The sequence below is a fragment of the Streptosporangium nanhuense genome (assembly GCF_059358815.1).
In genome coordinates this window covers 179,590-199,132 of record NZ_JCADBG010000015.1, presented here as the reverse complement: position 1 = coordinate 199,132, position 19,543 = coordinate 179,590, and the positions used below count along the sequence as shown (strand labels likewise).

Sequence of the window (19,543 nt, the reverse complement as noted above, 5' to 3'; positions counted from 1 at the left end):
GATCACTCCCGGACGATGCCCTTCCGGTTGCTCTCGACGACGTCGAACAGCTTGTCGGCCAGTTCGGCGATCTGCTGGTAGCGGCAGACATCCATCAGTTCCCTGGCGATCTGGTGACGAAACGCCTCCTTGTCGGCGTCCTTGCGCCAGAAGTCACGCCGGGTGGTCACCTCGACGGCGAGCCCGTGGATCGTCCGCGCCACGTCGGCGAGCGCGGCCCCCGCGTCGTCGGGGAGCATCCCGTCGCGGTGGGTCTCGCTCAGCAGCACGCCGTACAGCGGGCCCTCGACCGGGCCGAGCCCGTGCGGGTACTCCGGGCGCTCGTCGCGGGCTTCGGCGATCAGCGCCGCGAAGGCGAGCACCTGCTGCTCGAAGTCCTCCTTGAACTCCTCCAGGATCCGCTCCAGCCGCTCGCTGAGCTTGCGGTAGCGCTCCGGGTCCTTGGCCAGGTGTACGTCGATGTGGTGGCGGAGGGCGTGCTCCATCTCGGATGCCTTGGCCCGGGATCCGCCCGCCATGGCCTCCACCTTGGTGTCGAAGTCGGGCGAGGTGAGCGCGACCGGCGGCAGCTTCTGTTCCACGCCGAGCGACTCCACGTGCTGGTCGATGAGCTCGCGGATCTTCGCGCCGTACAGGCTCGGGTCGAACTCGCCGTCCGGGAGGCGGTAGCGGCTACGGGTGTGCAGCTTGATGAGCGCGAACAGCTTCACGTCCGGCAGGTACGGCCTCGCCTCCGGGTTGGGCAGCACCGCGTCGACCGTGGTGAGGAAGCGCTTCAGCTCGACCTCGAACCTGTCCCTCAGCTCCGGGTCCCTCAGCAGCTCGACGCAGTCCTCGACGACGTCGTCCCTGCGCAGCGGATCGTCCGCGTCCGCCAGGGGGATCCCCCGGTCGGTGAAGAGCATCCGGACCCTGGCGCGCTGCGGCTCCAGCTTGAGGACCTCGTCGCCGATGTCCTTGAGCGCGCCCTGGATGTCCTCCGCCGCGTACGCCTTCAACGCCTCGTTGAGGTGGTTGGCGACCCCGAAGTAGTCGACGACGTAGCCGCATCTCTTCTGCGGCCCGGCGACGCGGTTGACCCGGGCGACCGCCTGGAGCAGCTCGGCCTCCTTGAGCGACCTGTCGATGTACATCACCTGCTCGATCGGCGCGTCGAACCCGGTGAGCAGCATCGACTTGACGATCAGGAACGCGATCGGGCGCTCCTCGTCGTCGGCGAACGGACGGGTGAACGCCTCGACCCGCTTGTCCTGCTCGGTCGAGTCGGTCCACGTGTGGTACTCGGCCGTGTCGTTGCCGTCGGCGGAGATCACCGGCACGAAGTCCATCCGCCGGATCAGGTCAAGACGTTTGGCCGCCGCGACCAGGAACGCCTTTCTGCCCCTGAGCTCCGTCGGGTCGATCTCCCGTACGTGGGCGGGCAGCTTCTCGATCTCCCTGACCAGCTCGTCCCTGGCCGCGATCAGCGCGACGCGGTAGCGCAGCGTGGCGAGCCTGCTGGTGGCCACCACCTGCGCCTTGTACCCGCCGGGCAGCACGGTCTCGACGTAGTGCCGCAGCATGCTCCTGGCCTTGGCCGCGATCAGCCTCTCGGCCTCCAGCACGTCGCCCTTGGTGGCGTAGCGCTTCTGGAGCACCTCGCGCTGCTCGTCGGTGAGGTCGAACATGTCCTCGAAGACCTCGTCGAGGTCCCGGCCGTCGCGCACCGCGCCCTTGACCGCGTACCCCTCGTAGAAGATCGGCACGATGACGCCGTCCTCCTCGGCCTCCTTGAGCCGGTACTGGTCGATGAAGTCGCCGAAGATCTCCATCGTGGTCTTCCTCGCCCGCCGCTCCGTGATGATCGGCGTGCCGGTGAACCCGATCCTGGCGCAGTTGGGCAGCGCCTCCAGGAGGTTGGCGTGCAGGGCGGAGCCGTGCGAGCGGTGCGCCTCGTCGATGAGCACCAGGACCGACTCGTCGATGTTGAGCTCCCCGAAGACCGAGCTCCGGTCACTGAGGCCGGCAGCCCGGTTGCGTACGTCCTGCTGCTTCTGGATCATCACGAAGACGACGCCGGGACCGCGCCTGGCGAGGTACGCCCTGGCCTCCTCGACGTTCCGGGCGACGTCGACCTTCTCCCCCGTCAGCCGCATCGTCTCGCTGAGCTGCTTCTGCAGCTGGGTCCTGTCGGTGACCAGGACCACCTTCATGTCGTCCAGCCCCGGTGTCATGCGGAGCTTGCGGACCAGGAAGGTCATGGTGAGGCTCTTGCCGGAGCCCTGGGTGTGCCAGATGATCCCGCCGCGCCGGTCCTGCTTGCCGTCGCGCTTCCTGGACGGCTCGGTGCGCAGGTTCCTGATCGACTTCTCCACCGCGCGATACTGCTGGTAGCGCGGCGCGGCCTTGACGATCACCCCGTCCTTGGTGGGCAGGAACGTCACGTAGTTGTGCGCGATGTCGAGCAGCCGCCTCGGGTGCAGCACGACCCCCGCCAGGATCTCCTGGTTCCTGACCGTGCCCACCTGGTCGGCCAGCTCCTCCCTAGACATCGGGAAGGGGTCGCGCCAGGGCACGTAGTGCTCGGCCTCGGCGGTGAAGGTGCCCAGCCGCGCGTCCTCCCCCGAGGCGGCGACGGTGAGCTGCACGGTGTTGAAGAGCTTCGGCACCCCCTGGCCGGGGCTGTACGGCGGGCACTCGGCGTAGCGCCTGATCTGCTTGACGGCCTTCGCCGTGGCACCGGTGCCGGGCCTCTTGCACTCGACCACCACGAGCGGGATCCCGTTCACGAACAGCACCAGGTCGAGCACGACGTGGTTCTTCGGCCCCTGCCTGCCGGGGATGTTCACCCGGAACTGGCTGACCACCGTGAACTCGTTCGCCGACGCCTTCTCCGGGTCCCACTCGATGTAGTGGATCAGCTGGTCGCGGCCCTGGTTCCAGCCGTCGAGGCCCGGTACGGCGAAGCCGTTGACCAGCAGCTCGGTGGCCTTCTGGTTCGCCTCCAGCAGGCTCGACACCCCGGGCCTGCGCAGCGCGTTGACCGCCTGGCTGATCCTGCGCTCGTCCAGCCAGGGCCTGCCGTCGGGCCCGAGGTTGATCCGGAGGATCGCGGCCCGGAGCCTGCTCTCCAGGAAGACCTCGTCGAAGGAGGTCCGCTGCGAGTTCTCGGGCTCCAGCACGGCGAGCGCGCCCGTCTCGGCCCCGGCGAAGTGGGTCCAGCCCATCTTCTTGAGCTGGTTGATCAGTGGCGCCTCGACCTCGCTGTACTCGCTCAACGGATTCCTCTTCCCTCGTCGTCATTCGCATCTGACCGTCGGCACGCCTGGTTCGCTGGGCGAACGGTGACGTGTCTGGAAAAATCCCCCGAGTGAACTTCTGGTGATCCGTTGTTTTCTAGATGGATCACCTTTTGGTGCGTTCTACAGCGTGTTCTCTATGTCCTTGACCCGCACGCGCCCTGTCAGCAGGTCGTCTATAAGGCCCCGCCTTAGTTCGGACAGCTTTTGGCGCATCCCCATCGAGTTGGTAAGGCGAGCATCATGAGCAGCGACTATCTTGACTATTCTATTTTGCTCATCGAGCAAAGGAAGGTCGATTCGAATATTTCGAACATCGGTTAATGTAACCTTTGGTCGCGTTATACCGCCAGTAATAGCACGAACTTGAGAGCGCACTATTCCATGATTTATTGCAAGCGCCAGCCAGTGCGGATTGACTATTCTCACGTTAGGTCTTAGGCGAACAATGTCCGCAGTGATAATTCCGTCCGCCATATCATCTGGATAAACGGCCGCCACACATGGCGGCAGCCCCATTTTCGTGAGGACCACGTCTTGAGCACGCACCTGATGCGCAGACAGCGCACGCGCCTTAGTCGAGTCTACGTAAACATTACTGACCCAACGAAAACCATCCGCATGTACATCTCGGACGAAAACCACAGGAATACCGCTGGGCCGATAATCTCCTGCCGTCAGATCACTCCCAAAAGGCCCGATGACAGTACTACCGCTTTCTTTCAATGCCAAATCGATCAGCGACACCGAAGAACCTGAAAGCTCGGAAATAAGCCGATCAAGGATACCTCTTCGAATTAGACCACCCTTATCGACCTGACGGTCAATAGAATTTATCTTCAAATCAACAGCATCAAGGATCTCCACAATCCGTCGCTGCTCACACATAGGGGGCAGAGGGAAACCCATCTTGGCAAAGCGATCAGCACCAAGGTGCGCTATGCTCGTCGTTTGTTTGGCAATCTTCCGAAACTCCCCACAGTCCATCCAGTGCTTGAACACAGCACGAGCAAAGCCAGGAATAGCACGATAAGATCGAAAGCGAATAAGCGTGTTCTGAAAACAGATCCCAGGAGGACCGTCATACAGAGCCGAGCGGCCGACAAGCTCTAAACTCTGCCCTTCATTAAGGAGAATGTCTCCAGGCTTCAAGGAATAAGCGTCGAACTCATTAGGACTAAAGTTCATTTCCAGAACATCTGAATAGTCAATTCGCCCATCAAAGACATTTGCCACCCTTAAGTATGGGCGCATATGAGGGCCAGACGCATGTTCAGGAGAACGCTGTCGGCCGAGTTTCACCTCTCCGACCTCGCTTACTCGGAGCAGGTCCCAGCCCGCAGGAACACTACGCATAGCCAAGCTCCTTCAGGAATCCGTCAAGGCGACGCGCTGCGGTGTCTCCGTCGGATTCCAGGGTGCGAAGCGTTACCGCGTACTTCTCCCCCCAGGCGCGGAAGCGAACGGCCAGACTATGGCGACGATTAGCGGTTTTGGCGCCGAGACGAGCGGAAAGATCTGTCTTGATTATGCCGAGGACCAAATCCATTGCTGTCTCCCCTACAGTGGGAATCAAAACGTCTGAGTCGACTTTCCCCTTCGAAAACTCCAGCGCTTCGGACATCATCAGGTCCAACTGGCCGATCACGATGCCATCTCCACTGCCGGTACCGCTTCCCAACAATTCCACAGCAGCGCGACGGCCAATCATAGGAGCGCATGCCGCACGAAGCCTAACGAGAAACTCTTGTTCCAAGTCCTTGAAAACTCTCCTAGCCGCAGCAAGGTCGGCTTTGAGTTTCTTCAGTTCGGCTGGACTCAGCGTTTCCTCAGGCTCCTCGGCTTCCTCGTCCTCACCCGGGGTCGCGGTGGCCGCCTTTACCTGGGCGTCCAGTTCCGCGCGCCGAGCCTCGGCCTTCTGAAGCTGATCCAGGTAGTCCGGAAGCAGGAGCGGGACCACGCGGTGTTCGCGGGCTTTGCGGCGTTGGGCGGCTACGCGAGCCTTGTCGCGGGCCTCTTCCAGGCCGTCCTCGGAGAAGGCGGCCTCGATCGTGGAGAGCCAGCCCCGGACGACGCCGCTGAACTCGTTGTAGGAGAGCGTCCGGATGTCGTACTGCGCCTCCCCCCACCAGGAGGCGATCACCCCGGCCAGCTCGAAGCGGTCGAGCAACCCAAGCGGTGACAGCTCGGCGACGAACGACGCCAGCAGCTCGGCCCGGACCTCCATGACCTTCTTGGTCGAGGGAAGCTCGATGAGCCGCTTGCTGTGCCGTCCCCACCACTCGTCAAACGCCTCGCGCAGCCGGTCCTCCGCCGCACGGGTCAGCGACGGGATCCGCTCGGCGGTGGCCTGCCAGCCCTCGGGGAGAAAGTCGTAGTAATCGGTGTCACGCTCGGCGAACAGCGCGTGCGGGTCGACGTCGAAGGCCGCGAACAGCGGCTCGAAGGCGCGGACCTCGGCCTTGGGGACCCCGCCGTGCAGGTGGGCGCGGACGTCCTGGGGCTCGGGCGGCGGGGTGTTGTCGACGTATCGGCGGATGTTGAGGTTGAAGTCGTTCTCGCGCAGTTCCTCGATGTCGACGACACGGGCGAAGCCGGGGATGTCGCTGTAGTCCTCAAAGGCGGAGACGATCTTCTCGGCGTGCTGAGGGTCGAGGTAGTTCTGCGCGCGGCCCGAGGTGTATTCGCGGTCGGCGTTGATGAACAGGATCTTGCCTCGATACTTCTCCTCACGCCGTGCCGTGCCGCGCAGGATCAGGATGCAGGCGGGGATGCCGGTGCCGTAGAAGAGGTTGGGCGCGAGGCCGATGACCGCTTCGAGGCGGTCGGCCTCGATGATGCCCTGGCGGATCTTCTTCTCGTCACCGCCCCGGAAGAGCACGCCGTGCGGCAGGACGATGGCGGCCAGGCCGGTGGGGGCGAGCACGGCCAGCACGTGCTGGGCGAACATCAGGTCGGCCTTCTTGCCCGAGGCCGGCGTGTAGCCGTACTGGAAACGCTCCTTGTGCTCCAGGCTCGCCGGGTCGTAGTTCTGCGAGAACGGCGGGTTGGTGAGCACCCGGTCGAAGCGCATCAGCTCGCCGCCCTCGACGTGCTGGGGCGAGGCCAGGGTGTCGTCGTTGCGGATGTCGGCGTTGGCGACGCCGTGCAGGATCATGTTCATCTTCGAGATGGACCAGGAACCGCCGTCGTTCTCCTGCCCGTAGAGGGACAGGTCACGGACGTCCTGGCCGTGCTCGGCGATGTATTCCTTAGCGTGGATGAGCATGCCGCCGGAGCCGGAGCACGGGTCGTAGATTCGCATGCCCTGCTGGGGCTTGACCAGGCGGTTCATCATCCGGACCACGCCGCGCGGAGTGTAGAACTGGCCGCCCTTCTTGCCGCCCTCGTCGGCGAACTCGCCGATCAGGTATTCGTAGGCGGCGCCGAGCAGGTCAGGGAACTCGAAGTCGTCGTTGCGCAGCCGGTAGCGGTCGAAGTGGTCGATGAACTGCTGGATCTTCTTGTCGGGGATCGTGGAGTTGCCGACCCGCCGGGTGAAGTCGATGTGCCCGAGGACGTCTTTGAGCGGGAGGTTCTCCTCCTCCAGCGCCTCCAGCGCCTTGTTGAGAAGATCGCCCGGCGCCTTCTTGCGGGACTCCGCCCTGATGTGGCTCCAGCGTGCCCGCTCGGGCACGAAGAAGGCGCCCTGGTAGAGGAACGGCAGCTCGGCGGTCTGCTCTGCCTGCTCCTGGGTCTTTCCATTGGCCTTCTGCTCCGCGATGACCTGCTCGCGCATCTCGTCGAACTGGTCGGAGCAGCGCTTGAGGAAGAGCATCCCGAAGATGTAACGGCCGTACTCGGCGGCGTCCATCTTGCCGCGAAGGATGTCGGCCGCACCGAACAGGTGCAGTTCCAACTGCGGCAGGGTCAGCTTCGCCACTGGCGGCCTTTCTCGCGGGGGTTCCCGAAGGACTCAGGCTAGCCAGACCGGGACACCTGAGCGGCAGGTTTCCCGGCCGACCGCAACCCTACAGCGATCAGCACCAGTTGACTACATCAATTCGTGTGTGAACTTCAGTCACATCAAAATCGCTCTCGCGGGACTCACTTTCCTCTGCCCAGGCTCACCGGCGTCGCGCCTCCCGAACGGTTCGCTTCCATGAACGACAACTTCAAGATCGCCCCCGGTCAGGCGGCCAGCTCGCTGTTCAGGTGATCACGGAACTCGCGAACCATCACGCTGTCCTTGTACGGCTCAAGCTGTCCGGCGAACTGGCGGGCAAGCTCCACCGTACGAGCGGAAGTCAGTGTTTTGGTCGCCGGAATCGCGGCTCGGGCCGAGTCGAGAGCCTGTTCCAGCTCCCCCATACCGAGATATGCCTCGGCGGCATGCAACTGGTTGAACTGAGCGGAGCGAGGAAGGCGTGCACTGAACTCGGCCACGACCTCCTCCGCACAGGCCGCCGCCCGCTGGTGATCACCCAGTAGGCTCCAGCAGCGCCCAGCCTGGGCCGTCAACTCCACCGCTTCGAACCTGTCGACCCATGCCGGATCGCGGTCGGTGACTCCTTGAGCGTGAGCGCGCTCGGCCTCGGCAAGCAGGCGCTCGATCTGCCCGGCACTGTGCCGATCCTGGGTCTCGACCGGTCTGGCCTGCAAGGCCATCGCCCTGGCCTCCCCGGCCAGCACCAACGCCATGACCCGTGGAGGTGCCTCAGCCCGGCGGGCCGTGTCGACGGCGGCTCGGGCCAGCCACACGGCCCAGGCCCCCTGCTCCAGGTGGATCGCCTGGCGGGTCAGCGTCGCCAGCACCCAGGCGCCGGTCAGCGGGTCGTCGCCGCTCTTGGCCAGTCGCAGCGCCTGGCCGAAGTGCTGCTGGGCCTGCCCGTGCCGGTTGAGGTCGAAGGCCGTCCAGCCCGCCAGCCAGGTCATCCCGGCCGCGGCCGTCATCAGCGCGGAGCCCACCCGGTCGTCGTAGCGGCCCCGCAGCAGCGGCGTCACGCTCTCGTTCAGGTATTTGACCACCACCGGGCGCACCAGCCCGGCCCCGAACCGCTGGTCTATCTGACCGAACGCCTTCTGCGCCTCGACGATTCGCGCCACGTCGGCGAGACCCACCACGCGCCCAGCCCCTTGCCGGGCAGCCGACGCGACCGGGGTGCCGTAGTTCCAGGAGACCAGCCACTCCCCCAGGGCTCCGGGCACGAACAGCAACGAGGCCAGCAGGTGACGCCGGGACGGATCCATCTCCAACCTCCACAGAAGCGCGGCCGACCTCACGGTAGCCGCCGGTGAGCCGTCGCCACAGTCCGCGATCGGCCACGATGAAGTCTCCCCGTAGGACCAGCCGTCTATCCACCGCTCGACCTCGACGGCCTCCACCCCGAACACGGCGGCGATCTGCGGCCGGTAACAAGCACGCACCCCCTGCTCGCCGCGCTCCCACCGCGCCCAGGTCGTCGGCGTCACCCCGAGCGCCTCCGCCGCCGCCTCCTGGCTCATCCCCCGCCGCACCCGCGCCCTCACCAGCTCGGGACGCTCCTTACGACTCCGTTGCCCGCCCATGACACCCTCCACCGGTAGCCGAACGACGACTCATTGTGATCACGGAGAGGCATCCGACACCACCCCGCCCCGGGAAACGACCAGGAATCGACCACCGGGGACGACGTTAACCGGCCAGGAGCTTGCCGACCGCCTGGTGGGAGACCCCGAGGAGCAGGCCGATGTCGCGATGCGGAAGGCCTTGCTCGTGCAGGTGCCGCGCGGTCTGGCGTGAACGGCTGACCGCGTCGTCGCGCAACCTGTCGGCCTCCTGCCGGACCTCCCTGGTCCGTGCGACCTCCGTCGCGAGTTCGTCCCCCAGCACGGGAACGACCGTGATCCGCCAGGTGGTCGCAAGCCGGCTGTCCGCCTCGGTGTCGAAGCGGAGCGCCAGCAGGTCGCGGACCGTCTCCTCTGCCTGGTCAAGGCGCCGCACCTGGGTGTGCGCGGGACGCCGCAATCCCGGCCCTTCGACCTCCAGCGCCCACCAGCCGCCGGACCGCTGAGCCGTGACCCGGAACTCACTCATCGCCTTCCCCCTCCTCGTCCTTCTCCATGTCCCGCAGAGCCTCGGCGAGCAGGGCCTCCCACTCCTTGAGAATGCCTTTGGCCGTCAGCTCGTTGATCTCAACGTGACGTGGCACGATCACCGCGTCTCCCCGGACGTACCACTTGTCGTGACCACCACCGTGCACATCAGGCTTCCTGGAGAACTCGAAGCCGTACCGCCTGGCCAGGCGCGCCATTCGAGCGAGCAGATCACTCCGTTTCATTCAGCGTAGTCAACGCGGTTGCCAGCATCAAGGCAACGAACTTGCCTGTACATCCGCATGGATTCCGCTTGCACCGTTTTTAGTCTCACATGCCCGTTCGAACTGGGGAAACGACCAGAGACCGGCCACACCGGACACACTGTTCCCGGAGCCTCGGCGAACGAGCAGAGACCGGCGTTCAGCCCGCCCCGCCCATCGCGTTTCCTGCTGTCCACGGTCACCGACAGCGAACGGAGCGTGCTCATGCGGCCATCCGGCGGCATCCCCCACGGTGCTCACGACCATCCCGGCGAGGATCTGACCTTCCCCTCGGATCACGACCGAAGAGGCACCGGCCTGACGGGGCAGAACGCCGGCCTGATGGGAGGCGGTGACGTTCGCGCGTTGGTCGAGGTCCTTCAACCGGGATCGGCCTCGCGCCGCGCTCGCGCCGTGGTCCGGGAGGTGCTCCGGGCGGCCGGTCTGGACGACGACGCCATCGCCGACGCGGAGACCATCGTGGCGGAGCTGGCCGCCAACGCCGAGAGGCACGCCTGTCCTCCGTACGAGCTGCGCGTCCTCAGCCTGGACGGCGTCCCCGCCTGGTGCGAGATCGTCGACGGCGACCCCGACCTCCACGAGGTCCGCATCATTCTCGATCTTCTCCACTCGGTGGAGGAGATCGGCCTGCCCCTGCTCGCCGAGAACGGCCGCGGCCTGCTCCTGGCCCACCGGCTCTCCCAAGGGCGGTGCCACGTCCACCCCACCACGACTCACACCACCGGCACCCCCGGCAAAGCAGTCACCTTTGCCTTACCCACACGCTCGGGCGCCTGTCCGCCCTTCCCACCCCTCCGCACCGGGGACGACCTCGACACCGGGACGAACACGATCCGCGCCACCGATCGTCCTCTGTGATGGTCGGGGGTTTCGCTTCCTCGCACGGGTCGACCCATCAGAACGGGCCTCACCTCGCCCGCGAAGCGAACGAAGCCCCGCGCATACCGTCGGGTGTGGTCGGCTTCAGAGTCTGCCGACCACACCCGACGGACCACTCGTCTACTCCGAGAAGCCCTTGCTTCTCAGCCGGTCGACCAGTTCGCTCATGCTCTTCGGCTCCAGCCACGGTGACTGCCCGGCGGCTTCCAGCGGTTCCTTGCCACCGACGAGCGCGGACCGGCCCGACTTCTGCTGGGCCAGGAGAGGGTCTTCGAAGACCAGGCCCTGTGGCGGAACGCTCATCAGGCGCGCACGCGCCGGAAGCCGTTCTCCCTCGTCAAGAACCTTCTGCTCATGCGCCGGCCGCTCTGTCGGGAAGATCATGACCTTCGTCCCGGCCGGAATCGATGTCGCGAAGTCCTGGACCGACCTTTCAGGCTTCCACTCCTCGGGCGGGAGGGAGTCGTCCCGGATGACGGGCCCCTGGCCGAGCTCGACGAAGGCCAGGTTCGCGGGCATGGACGTTCGCCCCTTCACGCCTTTGAGCGCGTCGGTCACCCTGACCTTCAGCACCACACGGTAATCGAGAGGGCCGCCCTCGTAGGTTTCCAGTATGGGGCCCTGCTGCCAGCCTTCCACCACCCCGGCCGCCACAATTGGGCGCCTTCCGGCCAGGGCCTCCGGCGAGGGCGCGAAATCGTAGTCTGCTTCGGCCCCGCGGAGAACGGACACGTCCAGGGATCCCCGGGTCGATTTTCCGGCGTCGCCCTCGTGACCGTTACCGGGCGGCGCCTCGGCTATTTTTCCTTCGTTCTCGTGAACCGCACACCCGGTGAGCAGCAGAGCGGCTGCCAATAGGGCGGTAACGCCGGAACGCTTTCTCATTGCTACCTTCCCTTCAGTCTAGAACCAGGCGTTGATGTGGTCTTTGTGGTGCTGATTGTATTGCCATGTCCATGACCCGGACGCTCCAGGAAGTTTTGTACTTGTCACGGATCCACTCGCCTGGCAGTCATGGGGCTGACCTGCCGCACCCGGGACATCCGGAGGATTGAGGTTCGGATTGTAGTGTGCAAGTCCGACCGAGTGCCCGAGCTCGTGGCAGACCGTCTTGATGTACTGGTGGTGAGGATCGGCCGAGGCGTCGATCGTCTCGTGGTTGATCCTGACATGCCACTGATCACACCATCCCGGCTGGGATGCCGTCCTCACCATGCACTCCACCTGGCCGTACGAGTCATCCACCCAGACCTGGAACCAGGCGGCGTCCGTCGCCGGATCCCCTCCGGGACCGTTGGAGTTTTGAATATCGCAGGGAGACTCCAGATACGTACCCTCGACATCGGTATTGTTCGCCAGATAGTTCATGGCACCAGGAATGTATGACTTGAGACCACTCCCCACTGACGTTGTGTAGCAGTAAGTGTGCACAGTCTTGTCTGGGGGAATCCCTTCCACCCACGGCCACAGATCCGCCGAAGCGGGTGCGATCGATGCCACCAGAGCGGCTACCAGTGAAACAACAAGGACAGACAGGCGACGTCCGACGGTCATGCATTTCCCTTCTGACGAGTCGGATGGACTTCACACGAGCGCTGTCACGAAAACCACCAAGCCTGTCAAAGGCTAATAAGCCGGAAAAAGGCATACAAGTCTTGATCTTCGATCTCCCCGATGTTAACCGCAGGGGATTCAACCGCTACCCGCCCAGGTCACGACTCCAAGAAACTTAAATCCCACTAAAACGATTAACCTTCCGACAGAGAGTGACGATTACCGGCAGCGTGGCATGGTGACACATGGTCGGCGACTTGGGCATCGCCTTGTCGTGGCGAGCCTGTCGTTCGACCCGCGAGCCGTCCACCGAAAACCAGGCCCCGAACCGACGCGCGAAAGCCACCCCGAGCCGCAAGACGAGTAGATGGGGCGGACACACCGGACTCTCCGGTCGCCGTCAGCCCGCCCAGCAGGCCGAGTGAGCCATGAACGCAACTTCAGCCAACTCAGTTGTGAACAAGAGTCACAGGTGATTCACTGATCTCATCGAACGGCGATTCGATCGCCCTACATCGTTTTGGCAGGAGATCACTGTGTCCTCTTCCCCGGCACACGCAACGCTCCACGACATCGTCCAGACTCGGCTGGCCGCCTCCGGCCTCCCGGCCGAGGCCAGAGGTCTGGTGCTCTCAGCCCTTGGTGAGCCGCCACCGGCGGAATCCGGGTCCCCGACCGGGATCTACCTGAGGGCGATCACCGTCGCGGGTTTCCGGGGCATCGGGCGACCTGCCCGGCTCCAGCTTCCCCAGGGCAACGGGCTCGTCGTCGTCACCGGGCGCAACGGCTCGGGCAAGTCCAGCTTCGCCGAGGCCGTCGAGATGGCCCTGACCGGGCAGAACTCGCGCTGGAACGCCAGGTCGCAGGTGTGGACGAGCAGCTTCAAGAACCTGCACAGCCAGACGAACCCGGAGATCCAGGTGGAGTTGCTGGTGTCGGGTGAGTCCCGGCCCACCGTGGTCCGCAGGGAGTGGACCGGCGCCAGGGTCGAGGACTCGTCGGCCGCGGTGCGACGCCCCGAGCAGGGCTCCGAGCAGCCGCTGAGCGCTTTGAACCTGGCCCACGCGCTGACGGCCCACCGCCCCTTCCTGCCGTACGCGGAGCTGGGCGGCGCTCTGGACAAGCCGTCCGACCTGTACGACAGGGTCTCGGGCATCCTCGGGCTCGGTCCTCTCGCCGATGCGTGCAAGGCGCTTCGTGACCGGAAGAACGCTCTCGGCAAGAAGGTGACGGCCTCACGCCAGGCTCTCCTCCCTTTGCTCAGCGCGCTGTCCCCCGTCGACGACCCCAGGGCGCGTGCCGCCTACGCCGAGCTGAGCGGGAACCGTCCCGACCTCTCGGCCGTCGAGGCGCTCGCCGTCGGCGACGGAGCACAGGCCGAGCTGCGGGCCCTCCGCCGGGTGGCGGAGCTGGCCGGCCCCGACGCGCGGGCCGTACGGGAGGCCGCCGAACGGGTGCGTACCGCCTCACGCGCCCTGGAGGCGATCCGGCACGGTTCGGCGGAGGACGCACGCGAGCGTGCCGAACTGCTCGACCGGGCGCTCGCGTACCACCGGGGACATCAGGATGACGGAGCCTGCCCGGTCTGCGAGGCCCCGGACCGTCTCGATGAGGACTGGGCCGTACGCGCACGGACCGAGGTGACGCGGTTGCGTGAGGAGGCCGCCTCCGCCGAAACCGTTCGGGCCGAGTCCCGGTCCGCCTGGGCGGCGGCGCGGCGACTCATCGATGAACAGCCCGCGGGGATGCCGGAATCTCTCACGGTGTCGTGGCGGGAGTGGCAGGCCTGCCGTGAGGGGGAGGACATCGGGCGGTTCGCCGAGGTCGGCACGCGGCTGGCGGAGGAGTGCCGGCTGGTCAGGGAGGAGGCCGCCAAGCGCCTCGCCGACCAGGACAACCGTTGGAACGACCTGGTCGGAGCCGTGGCGGCGTGGTGCCGGGAGGCGCGCGAGGTCGCGGAGATCAGGGCCCGGCTTCCGCTGGTCAAGCTCGCCGACGAGTGGCTGCACGAGGTTCACGACGACCTTCGGGCGTCCCGCATGTCCGCGCAGGGGCAGGATGCACGGATGTACTGGGCGATCATGCGCCAGCAGAGCAACGTGAGCCTGGGGGAGATCCGGCTGGCGGGCAACCGTACCCAGCGCAAGGTCGAACTCGACGTGACGGTGGACGAGGTGCCGGGCGCGGCCCTCGGCGTGATGAGCCAGGGTGAGCTGCACGCGCTGGCGCTCTCGCTGTTCCTGCCCCGGGCCCTCGCCGACGAGAGCCCCTTCCGGTTCCTGGTCATCGACGACCCGGTGCAGTCGATGGACCCCGCCAAGGTCGACGGCCTGGCCCAGGTACTGGAGACGGTGGCGGAGTTCCGGCAGGTGGTGGTGTTCACCCACGACACCCGCCTGACCGAGGCGATCCGCCGCCTGCGCATCCGGGCGACGATCCTGGAGGTGACGCGCAAGGAGCGCTCCGAGGTGAATATCGAGGTCTCCGACGACCCGGTCGAGCGTGCGCTCAAGGACGCCCGGTCCGTCATCGGTGACCCTCGGCTCCCCGACGGGGTGGCCGCCGCCGTCCTTCCCGGTCTCTGCCGGGTGGCCCTGGAGAGCGCCTTCGTCGAGGTCGCACGGCGACGGCTGCTGACCGCCGACGCCGACCACGACGCGGTCGAGCGACGGATCGCCGAGGCACGCAGGTCCTCGGACATCGCCGCCCTCGCCCTCGGCGTCGAGCCCGGCGAGGTGGTCGGCCGGCTCAACCACACCATCGGCGCGTGGGCGGGAGAGGTGTTCCGCGCCTGCAACAGGGGCGCGCACGACCAGGAGGGCTTCGAAGCCGCCTTCCGCGGCACCGGCAAGGACCCGATCGAGTACGTGACCAAGCTGGCCAGGCGTCTGCGAGAGGCGAACTGACATGACGACCTACACGCACCTGCTCGACAACGCCGACACGGTCCTGCGATCCGGTGGGCGCGGACCGTGGCCTCGGACCACCGCCTTCCTGCTCCGGAAGGCTCTGGAGGCGTGTATGTGCGACTTCTGGCACCGCGCCCAGCCGGGTATGGAGCGGTGCCGCATGCGAACGCAGATGCTCTGCCTGACGCAGTACGCCGACGAGAGCACCGCCCGGCGTGTCGCCGGAGCGTGGGCCGCCCTCAGCGCCGCTTGTCACTACCACGGCTACGAGCTCAACCCGACGGCCGGTGAATTGCGCGCCCTCCACGAAGAGGTGCGTCTCGTCACCGAACGCCTCGGCTCAGTCCCGCCGTCGCTCTGACCCGGGCCACCCGGCGTCAGGCGGGCGCGTACGTGAGGCAGTCGATGTCGTTCTGCGCGTAACCGACGGTGATGCCGGAGGCCTGGCACGAGTACTGGACGTTGTGCTGGCAGTTGGCCATCTTGCAGGCGCCGACGTGGCCGGTGGAGGCCGGGTCGCCGCCCTTCGACGCGACCTTGAAGAAGGTCTCGCACTCCGCGTGGCTGCTGTTGCCGACCGTGATGGCCAGGGCGTGGCAGGAGTGCGCCGTGTTGTAGGCGCACGCCTCGACCTGACACTCGTTGACCGCGGGCATTTCCATGGCTGAACTCTCCTAGGGCTCGGGCCGGTCCCGGGCTCGACGAGCCATCGCCGGGGCCTGTCGCCCAGTGGTTTGTCGGTGTCACCCGGTGGCGACGCCGGCGCTTCCCGGTTGGTGCCCGGGGCGTCGGCCCGCCTCGCGCCGCGCCATGTCACGGTCGCCGACACTCGCGACCGGACGTGACGCGGCCCGTGCCCGCGTACGGGCGCCGGGACTACTCCGTCTCCTACCGCGCCCGGATCGTCTTCACGCTCATGCCGGTCCCAAGGCTTCTCCAAGAGAGCCGGGGCGTTCGTCGTTTCGGGGACGGGGGCGGGGACGGGACCGGCCGACGATGCCCGAGGCCAGCAGGTACTGGCCCGCGATGTAGGTGGCCATGACGAGGAAGCCGTGCGCCGGAAGGCGGGGAAGGTCCGCCAGCTCGAACGCGATCAGCGTGTCGGACAGCAGGAACAGGGCGCCGCCCGCCCCGATCCACCGGCCGTGACCCGCGGCGGTCACGGCGGTGGCGGTGAGCAGCAGCGAGTAGGCGGCCACCGGCAGGCGCAGGTCGCCGAGACCGGGCCACAGGACGACGATCAGGACCACCCACAGGACGGCGTAGACCACCGGGACCACCGGGCGGCGCCGCAGCGCGTCGAGCGCTCCCTCCCGGACGAAGTAAGTCACGTAGCAGACGTGCGCCGCGGCGAACAGGGCCATGCCCGGGAGGAAGAGGCCGTCGATCTCCAGGGCCACGTCACCGCCCCAGGACAGCAGGAGGGCCGCCACCAGCGGGCGTGGCCCGCGCCGTGCCAGCACCCAGGCCGCGAGCAGCGGCATGAGCAGCGCCTTGGTCACGGAGTCCAGCGGGGCCGCGCCGGCGATCCCCAGGACCAGGTGCACCGCGCAGCAGACCCAGAAGGCGGCCAGTACGGCGCGGGAGAGCCCTCCGGCTTTTAGAACATCGTTCTGCACAGCTGAATGGTAGGGCGTGCCGTCACGGCGAGCCACGGGACCTCGGTGGCGCGGGGCTCGGCGATCCACAGGCCCCGGTGGCCGAGAGCCCGGCGGTCACCGGCCGAGCAGGTGGGCGTGGCCGGGTTCCAGGCCCGCCCGCGCGGCGATCTCCGCCGTACGGGCCTCGAAGTCCTTCTCGCCGGTCGCCGTCACGTTGCCCTCCAGGGTGACGCCCTCCGGCGGGTCGTCCCAGCCCACGGGGTCGGCGTCCCAGACGTTGCCGCGGAGGACGACGTTCTCCAGGGGCGGCCAGACCTGCAACGTGGCGGTGTTGTCCGCGCGCTGGACGGCGTTGCCCTCGACGGTGACCCAGGCGGCGCCGTAGTCGGTGTAGAGCGCGAAGTTGTACGGGGTGAGCGTGTCGCGCACGACGTTGCCGCGGATCACCGCGCCGTTGTCGTGGGAGTCGCCCTGCGGGCCCGACAGATAGACGCCGCCGCCGTCGGCGAGCACCTTGAGGGTGTTGAAGGTGAGGTTGTTCAGGACCCGGGTGCTCCTGCCGGGGCCGAGCACGATGCCGCAGTGCGGGACGTCGTTCACCTGGTTGTGCGCGACCGTGGTGTCCTCGCTCGCGGTCACCGCGATGCCGGGCGAGCCGGAGTACTCCAGGCCGATGTCGTGGACCCGGTTGTTCTCGACCGTGACGGCGCGGCTCTCGCCGATCGAGATCCCGCCACCGCTGACGTCCTCGAACACGTTGCCCCGCACCAGGACCTCGACACTGCCTCCGGAGAGCCGCAGGGCCGTGGCGCCCAGCCTGGTGAAGCGGCAGCCTTCGATCGTGACCCGCCCGGCGCCCTCGAACACGACGTTCGCGGGGATCGTCAGCGACTCCCCGGGCACCGTCACCCACGCCCCCTCGCCGAACGACACCTTCTCGATGGGGCCGCCGTCGTAGTAGCCGGCGCCGTGGTAGTGCAGGAAGCCCTCGGGGCGGCTCGGCCGCGTCCAGGTGGCGTCGGCGAAGGTGATGCCCAGGAAGGCGACGTCGCGGGCGCCGGTGACCGTGACCAGCTCCTCCAGCACGGGCGCGACGACCTCCGTCCGCCCGGGGTCCTCGCCGGGGCGCGGCCGGTAGCGGAGGACGTGGTGGCCGGGACGGGACCTGTCGAGGACGAAGGTGCCCGGCTCGGTCAGGAAGCCCGTGCCGTTCTCCACCCGGGTCGGCAGGCCGGGGCCGTAGGACTCGCCACCGCCCTCCCACGGGACCACCGAGTTGTAGAGCTCGATCGCCCAGCCGAAGGCGGGCTGGGCCATGGTGATGGTGGTCGAGTGCCCGTCGCCCTCGACGGCGGCGACCCCGAGACGGGCCTCCGTCCACGGGTAGACGCCACGCAGGACGAACTCGACGTCGCCGGGGTTGCCCCAGCCCTGCGGGGCGGTGCTGTCGGTGACGTAACCCGTGTCGGTTCTGGTGGCGTTCCCGGGGACGGCGTCGATCGAGGCCCGCTCGGCCCTGCGGCCGTCGACGTAGAGCTGGCGGGTGTCGAGGTCGCCGACCTCGGCCAGCCAGACGCCGTCCCGCTCGCGCCAGCCGGTGATCCTCCGGCCCCCGCTGACGACGACCTCGCCCGCCGCGCCCGCCGCGCTCACGGCCCGGTAGGTCACGCCGGAGTCGGCGTCGGTGAGCCGGAGGGTCTCGGTGAGCCGGTGGGTGCCCGCCAGCAGGTTGACCACGGTTCTCGCGCCGCGAGCCAGGTCACGGGCGCGGGCGAGGGTGGCCAGGGGACGCTCCCGGGTGCCGGGCCAGGCGTCCTCGCCGGAAGGAGAGACGTAGAGCTCGTTCAAGGAGCACTCCTTGTTTATGATGTAAACACTGCTATACAGAATAAACAGATATTGAGGTCGAGTGTCAAGACGAAGGAGGACGGGTGGCCGCCGAGGAGGACCCGGATCGGTCGGTCGAACTGCTGTGGCGCGGGCCGCGGGAGACCGCGCCCAGGCAGGGGCTGAGCGTCGGCGCGATCGTGCGCGCCGCCATTGAGATCGCCGACGCCGACGGGATCGAGGCGGTGTCCATGCGCCGGATCGGCGAGCGGCTCGGTTTCACCGGCATGTCGCTCTACCGGCACATACCGGGCAAGGCGCAGCTCGTCGACCTGATGTGCGACGCGGTGATGGGCGACGTCGCGACGGACACGGACATGGGGGCGGGGACGGACGCCACGGCCGGGGCGGCGGACGTGGCGGGTGACAGGGCGGGTGACAGAGCGGGTAACAGGGCGCCGGACGTGGCGCCGGACGTGCCGGGTGACGATGCCGCGTCGAGGACACCGGCCGGGATCGCGACCGGGACGCCGGCCGGGACGCCGGCGAGCGCGCCGTACGGGTGGCGCGAGGCGCTTGAGGGGTGGGCGCGGCGCGGCTGGCTCCTGTGCCTCCGCCATCCCTGGCTGGCCGAGGTGCGCGGCACCCGGCAGGTCCCCGGCCCGAACTCCATGGCCCACTTCGAGTACGCGCTCGGCACCGTGGCGGGAATCGGCCTCAGACCCGCCGAGATGGTCGCCGTGGTCGGCCTCGTCGGCCGTTTCGTGGACAGCGAGGCGACCAGGGCCGCGGAGGTCGCCAGGGTCGAGCGCCGCACCGGGGTCTCGGAGGAGGAGTGGTGGGGCGCCAGGGACTCCCTGTACGCGAACTTCCACCTCTATCCCACGCTGACCCACATCTGGGAGGCGGGCGGATACGACGAGCCCGAGGACTCCTTCGAGTTCGGCCTGCGGCGCGTGCTGGACGGTGTCGAGGCGCTGGTCCGCGAGCGTGATGAAACACGTGACGAAAACGCCGTGTGCGCCATGTGCGGGACGAGCATGGACCGGGCGGAGACGGGCCGCCCCCGCGCCTACTGCTCGCGGGCCTGCCAGCAGCGCGCCTACCGCAGGCGCCACCGCTCCACCACGGCCGGGTGACCCTCCGGGCCAAGGGCG

At 67.3% G+C, this 19,543-nt stretch carries 15 protein-coding genes; 4 read left to right on the top strand and 11 right to left on the bottom strand.

From position 1 onward, the window contains the following. Positions 1-2: 2 nt before the first annotated feature. The 6 genes from AC5L38_RS27600 to AC5L38_RS27575 all read right to left on the bottom strand — a co-directional run bounded on the left by AC5L38_RS27600 (position 3) and on the right by AC5L38_RS27575 (position 9,577). A complete protein-coding gene (locus AC5L38_RS27600) occupies positions 3-3,257 on the bottom strand; it encodes a type I restriction endonuclease subunit R (protein WP_495245725.1) in 3,255 nt (1,084 codons plus the stop codon). A 144-nt stretch (positions 3,258-3,401) separates the two neighbouring features. Further along, positions 3,402-4,634 (bottom strand): restriction endonuclease subunit S, encoded by a 1,233-nt coding sequence (locus AC5L38_RS27595; RefSeq protein WP_495245724.1) that lies wholly within the window; start codon positions 4,632-4,634, stop codon positions 3,402-3,404. Then, positions 4,627-7,200 (bottom strand): type I restriction-modification system subunit M, encoded by a 2,574-nt coding sequence (locus AC5L38_RS27590; protein ID WP_495245723.1) that lies wholly within the window; start codon positions 7,198-7,200, stop codon positions 4,627-4,629. Before AC5L38_RS27590 ends, AC5L38_RS27595 begins: the two co-directional genes overlap by 8 nt. Positions 7,201-7,448: 248 nt before the next feature. Further along, complete coding sequence (locus AC5L38_RS27585) at positions 7,449-8,825, bottom strand: helix-turn-helix transcriptional regulator (RefSeq protein ID WP_495245722.1); 1,377 nt, start codon at positions 8,823-8,825, stop codon at positions 7,449-7,451. Between the two features lie 106 nt (positions 8,826-8,931). Then, positions 8,932-9,333 (bottom strand): hypothetical protein, encoded by a 402-nt coding sequence (locus AC5L38_RS27580; RefSeq protein ID WP_495245721.1) that lies wholly within the window; start codon positions 9,331-9,333, stop codon positions 8,932-8,934. Further along, positions 9,326-9,577, bottom strand: a complete 252-nt coding sequence (locus AC5L38_RS27575) for a hypothetical protein (protein WP_495245720.1) — start codon at positions 9,575-9,577, stop codon at positions 9,326-9,328. Before AC5L38_RS27575 ends, AC5L38_RS27580 begins: the two co-directional genes overlap by 8 nt. Positions 9,578-9,820: 243 nt before the next feature. On the opposite strand from AC5L38_RS27575, the gene AC5L38_RS27570 reads away from it, so the two are divergent. Next, complete coding sequence (locus tag AC5L38_RS27570) at positions 9,821-10,474, top strand: ATP-binding protein (protein WP_495245719.1); 654 nt, start codon at positions 9,821-9,823, stop codon at positions 10,472-10,474. Between the two features lie 141 nt (positions 10,475-10,615). On the opposite strand, the gene AC5L38_RS27565 is transcribed toward AC5L38_RS27570, so the two are convergent. After that, positions 10,616-11,380, bottom strand: a complete 765-nt coding sequence (locus AC5L38_RS27565; RefSeq protein ID WP_495245718.1) for a hypothetical protein — start codon at positions 11,378-11,380, stop codon at positions 10,616-10,618. An 18-nt stretch (positions 11,381-11,398) separates the two neighbouring features. Continuing rightward, the gene (locus tag AC5L38_RS27560) at positions 11,399-11,863 is read right to left on the bottom strand and encodes a hypothetical protein (RefSeq protein ID WP_495245717.1); all 465 of its coding nucleotides are present in this window, start codon (positions 11,861-11,863) and stop codon (positions 11,399-11,401) included. A 722-nt stretch (positions 11,864-12,585) separates the two neighbouring features. On the opposite strand from AC5L38_RS27560, the gene AC5L38_RS27555 reads away from it, so the two are divergent. Then, positions 12,586-14,955 carry an AAA family ATPase gene (locus AC5L38_RS27555; protein WP_495245716.1) on the top strand — a complete coding sequence of 790 codons (2,370 nt, stop codon included), beginning with the start codon at positions 12,586-12,588 and terminating at the stop codon, positions 14,953-14,955. Between the two features lies 1 nt (position 14,956). Continuing rightward, positions 14,957-15,319 carry a hypothetical protein gene (locus tag AC5L38_RS27550; RefSeq protein ID WP_495245715.1) on the top strand — a complete coding sequence of 121 codons (363 nt, stop codon included), beginning with the start codon at positions 14,957-14,959 and terminating at the stop codon, positions 15,317-15,319. Between the two features lie 16 nt (positions 15,320-15,335). On the opposite strand, the gene AC5L38_RS27545 is transcribed toward AC5L38_RS27550, so the two are convergent. The 3 genes from AC5L38_RS27545 to AC5L38_RS27535 form a co-directional block, all read right to left on the bottom strand. Next, positions 15,336-15,620, bottom strand: a complete 285-nt coding sequence (locus AC5L38_RS27545; protein ID WP_495245714.1) for a DUF1540 domain-containing protein — start codon at positions 15,618-15,620, stop codon at positions 15,336-15,338. Between the two features lie 252 nt (positions 15,621-15,872). After that, a complete protein-coding gene (locus AC5L38_RS27540; protein ID WP_495245713.1) occupies positions 15,873-16,577 on the bottom strand; it encodes a lysoplasmalogenase in 705 nt (234 codons plus the stop codon). A gap of 96 nt (positions 16,578-16,673) precedes the next feature. Then, positions 16,674-18,407: a right-handed parallel beta-helix repeat-containing protein gene (locus AC5L38_RS27535; protein ID WP_495245712.1), complete on the bottom strand. Its 1,734-nt coding sequence runs from the start codon at positions 18,405-18,407 to the stop codon at positions 16,674-16,676. Between the two features lie 83 nt (positions 18,408-18,490). On the opposite strand from AC5L38_RS27535, the gene AC5L38_RS27530 reads away from it, so the two are divergent. After that, entirely contained in the window at positions 18,491-19,525 is a 1,035-nt protein-coding gene (locus tag AC5L38_RS27530; protein WP_495245711.1) for a TetR/AcrR family transcriptional regulator, read from the top strand. The last annotated feature ends 18 nt before the right edge of the window (positions 19,526-19,543 follow it).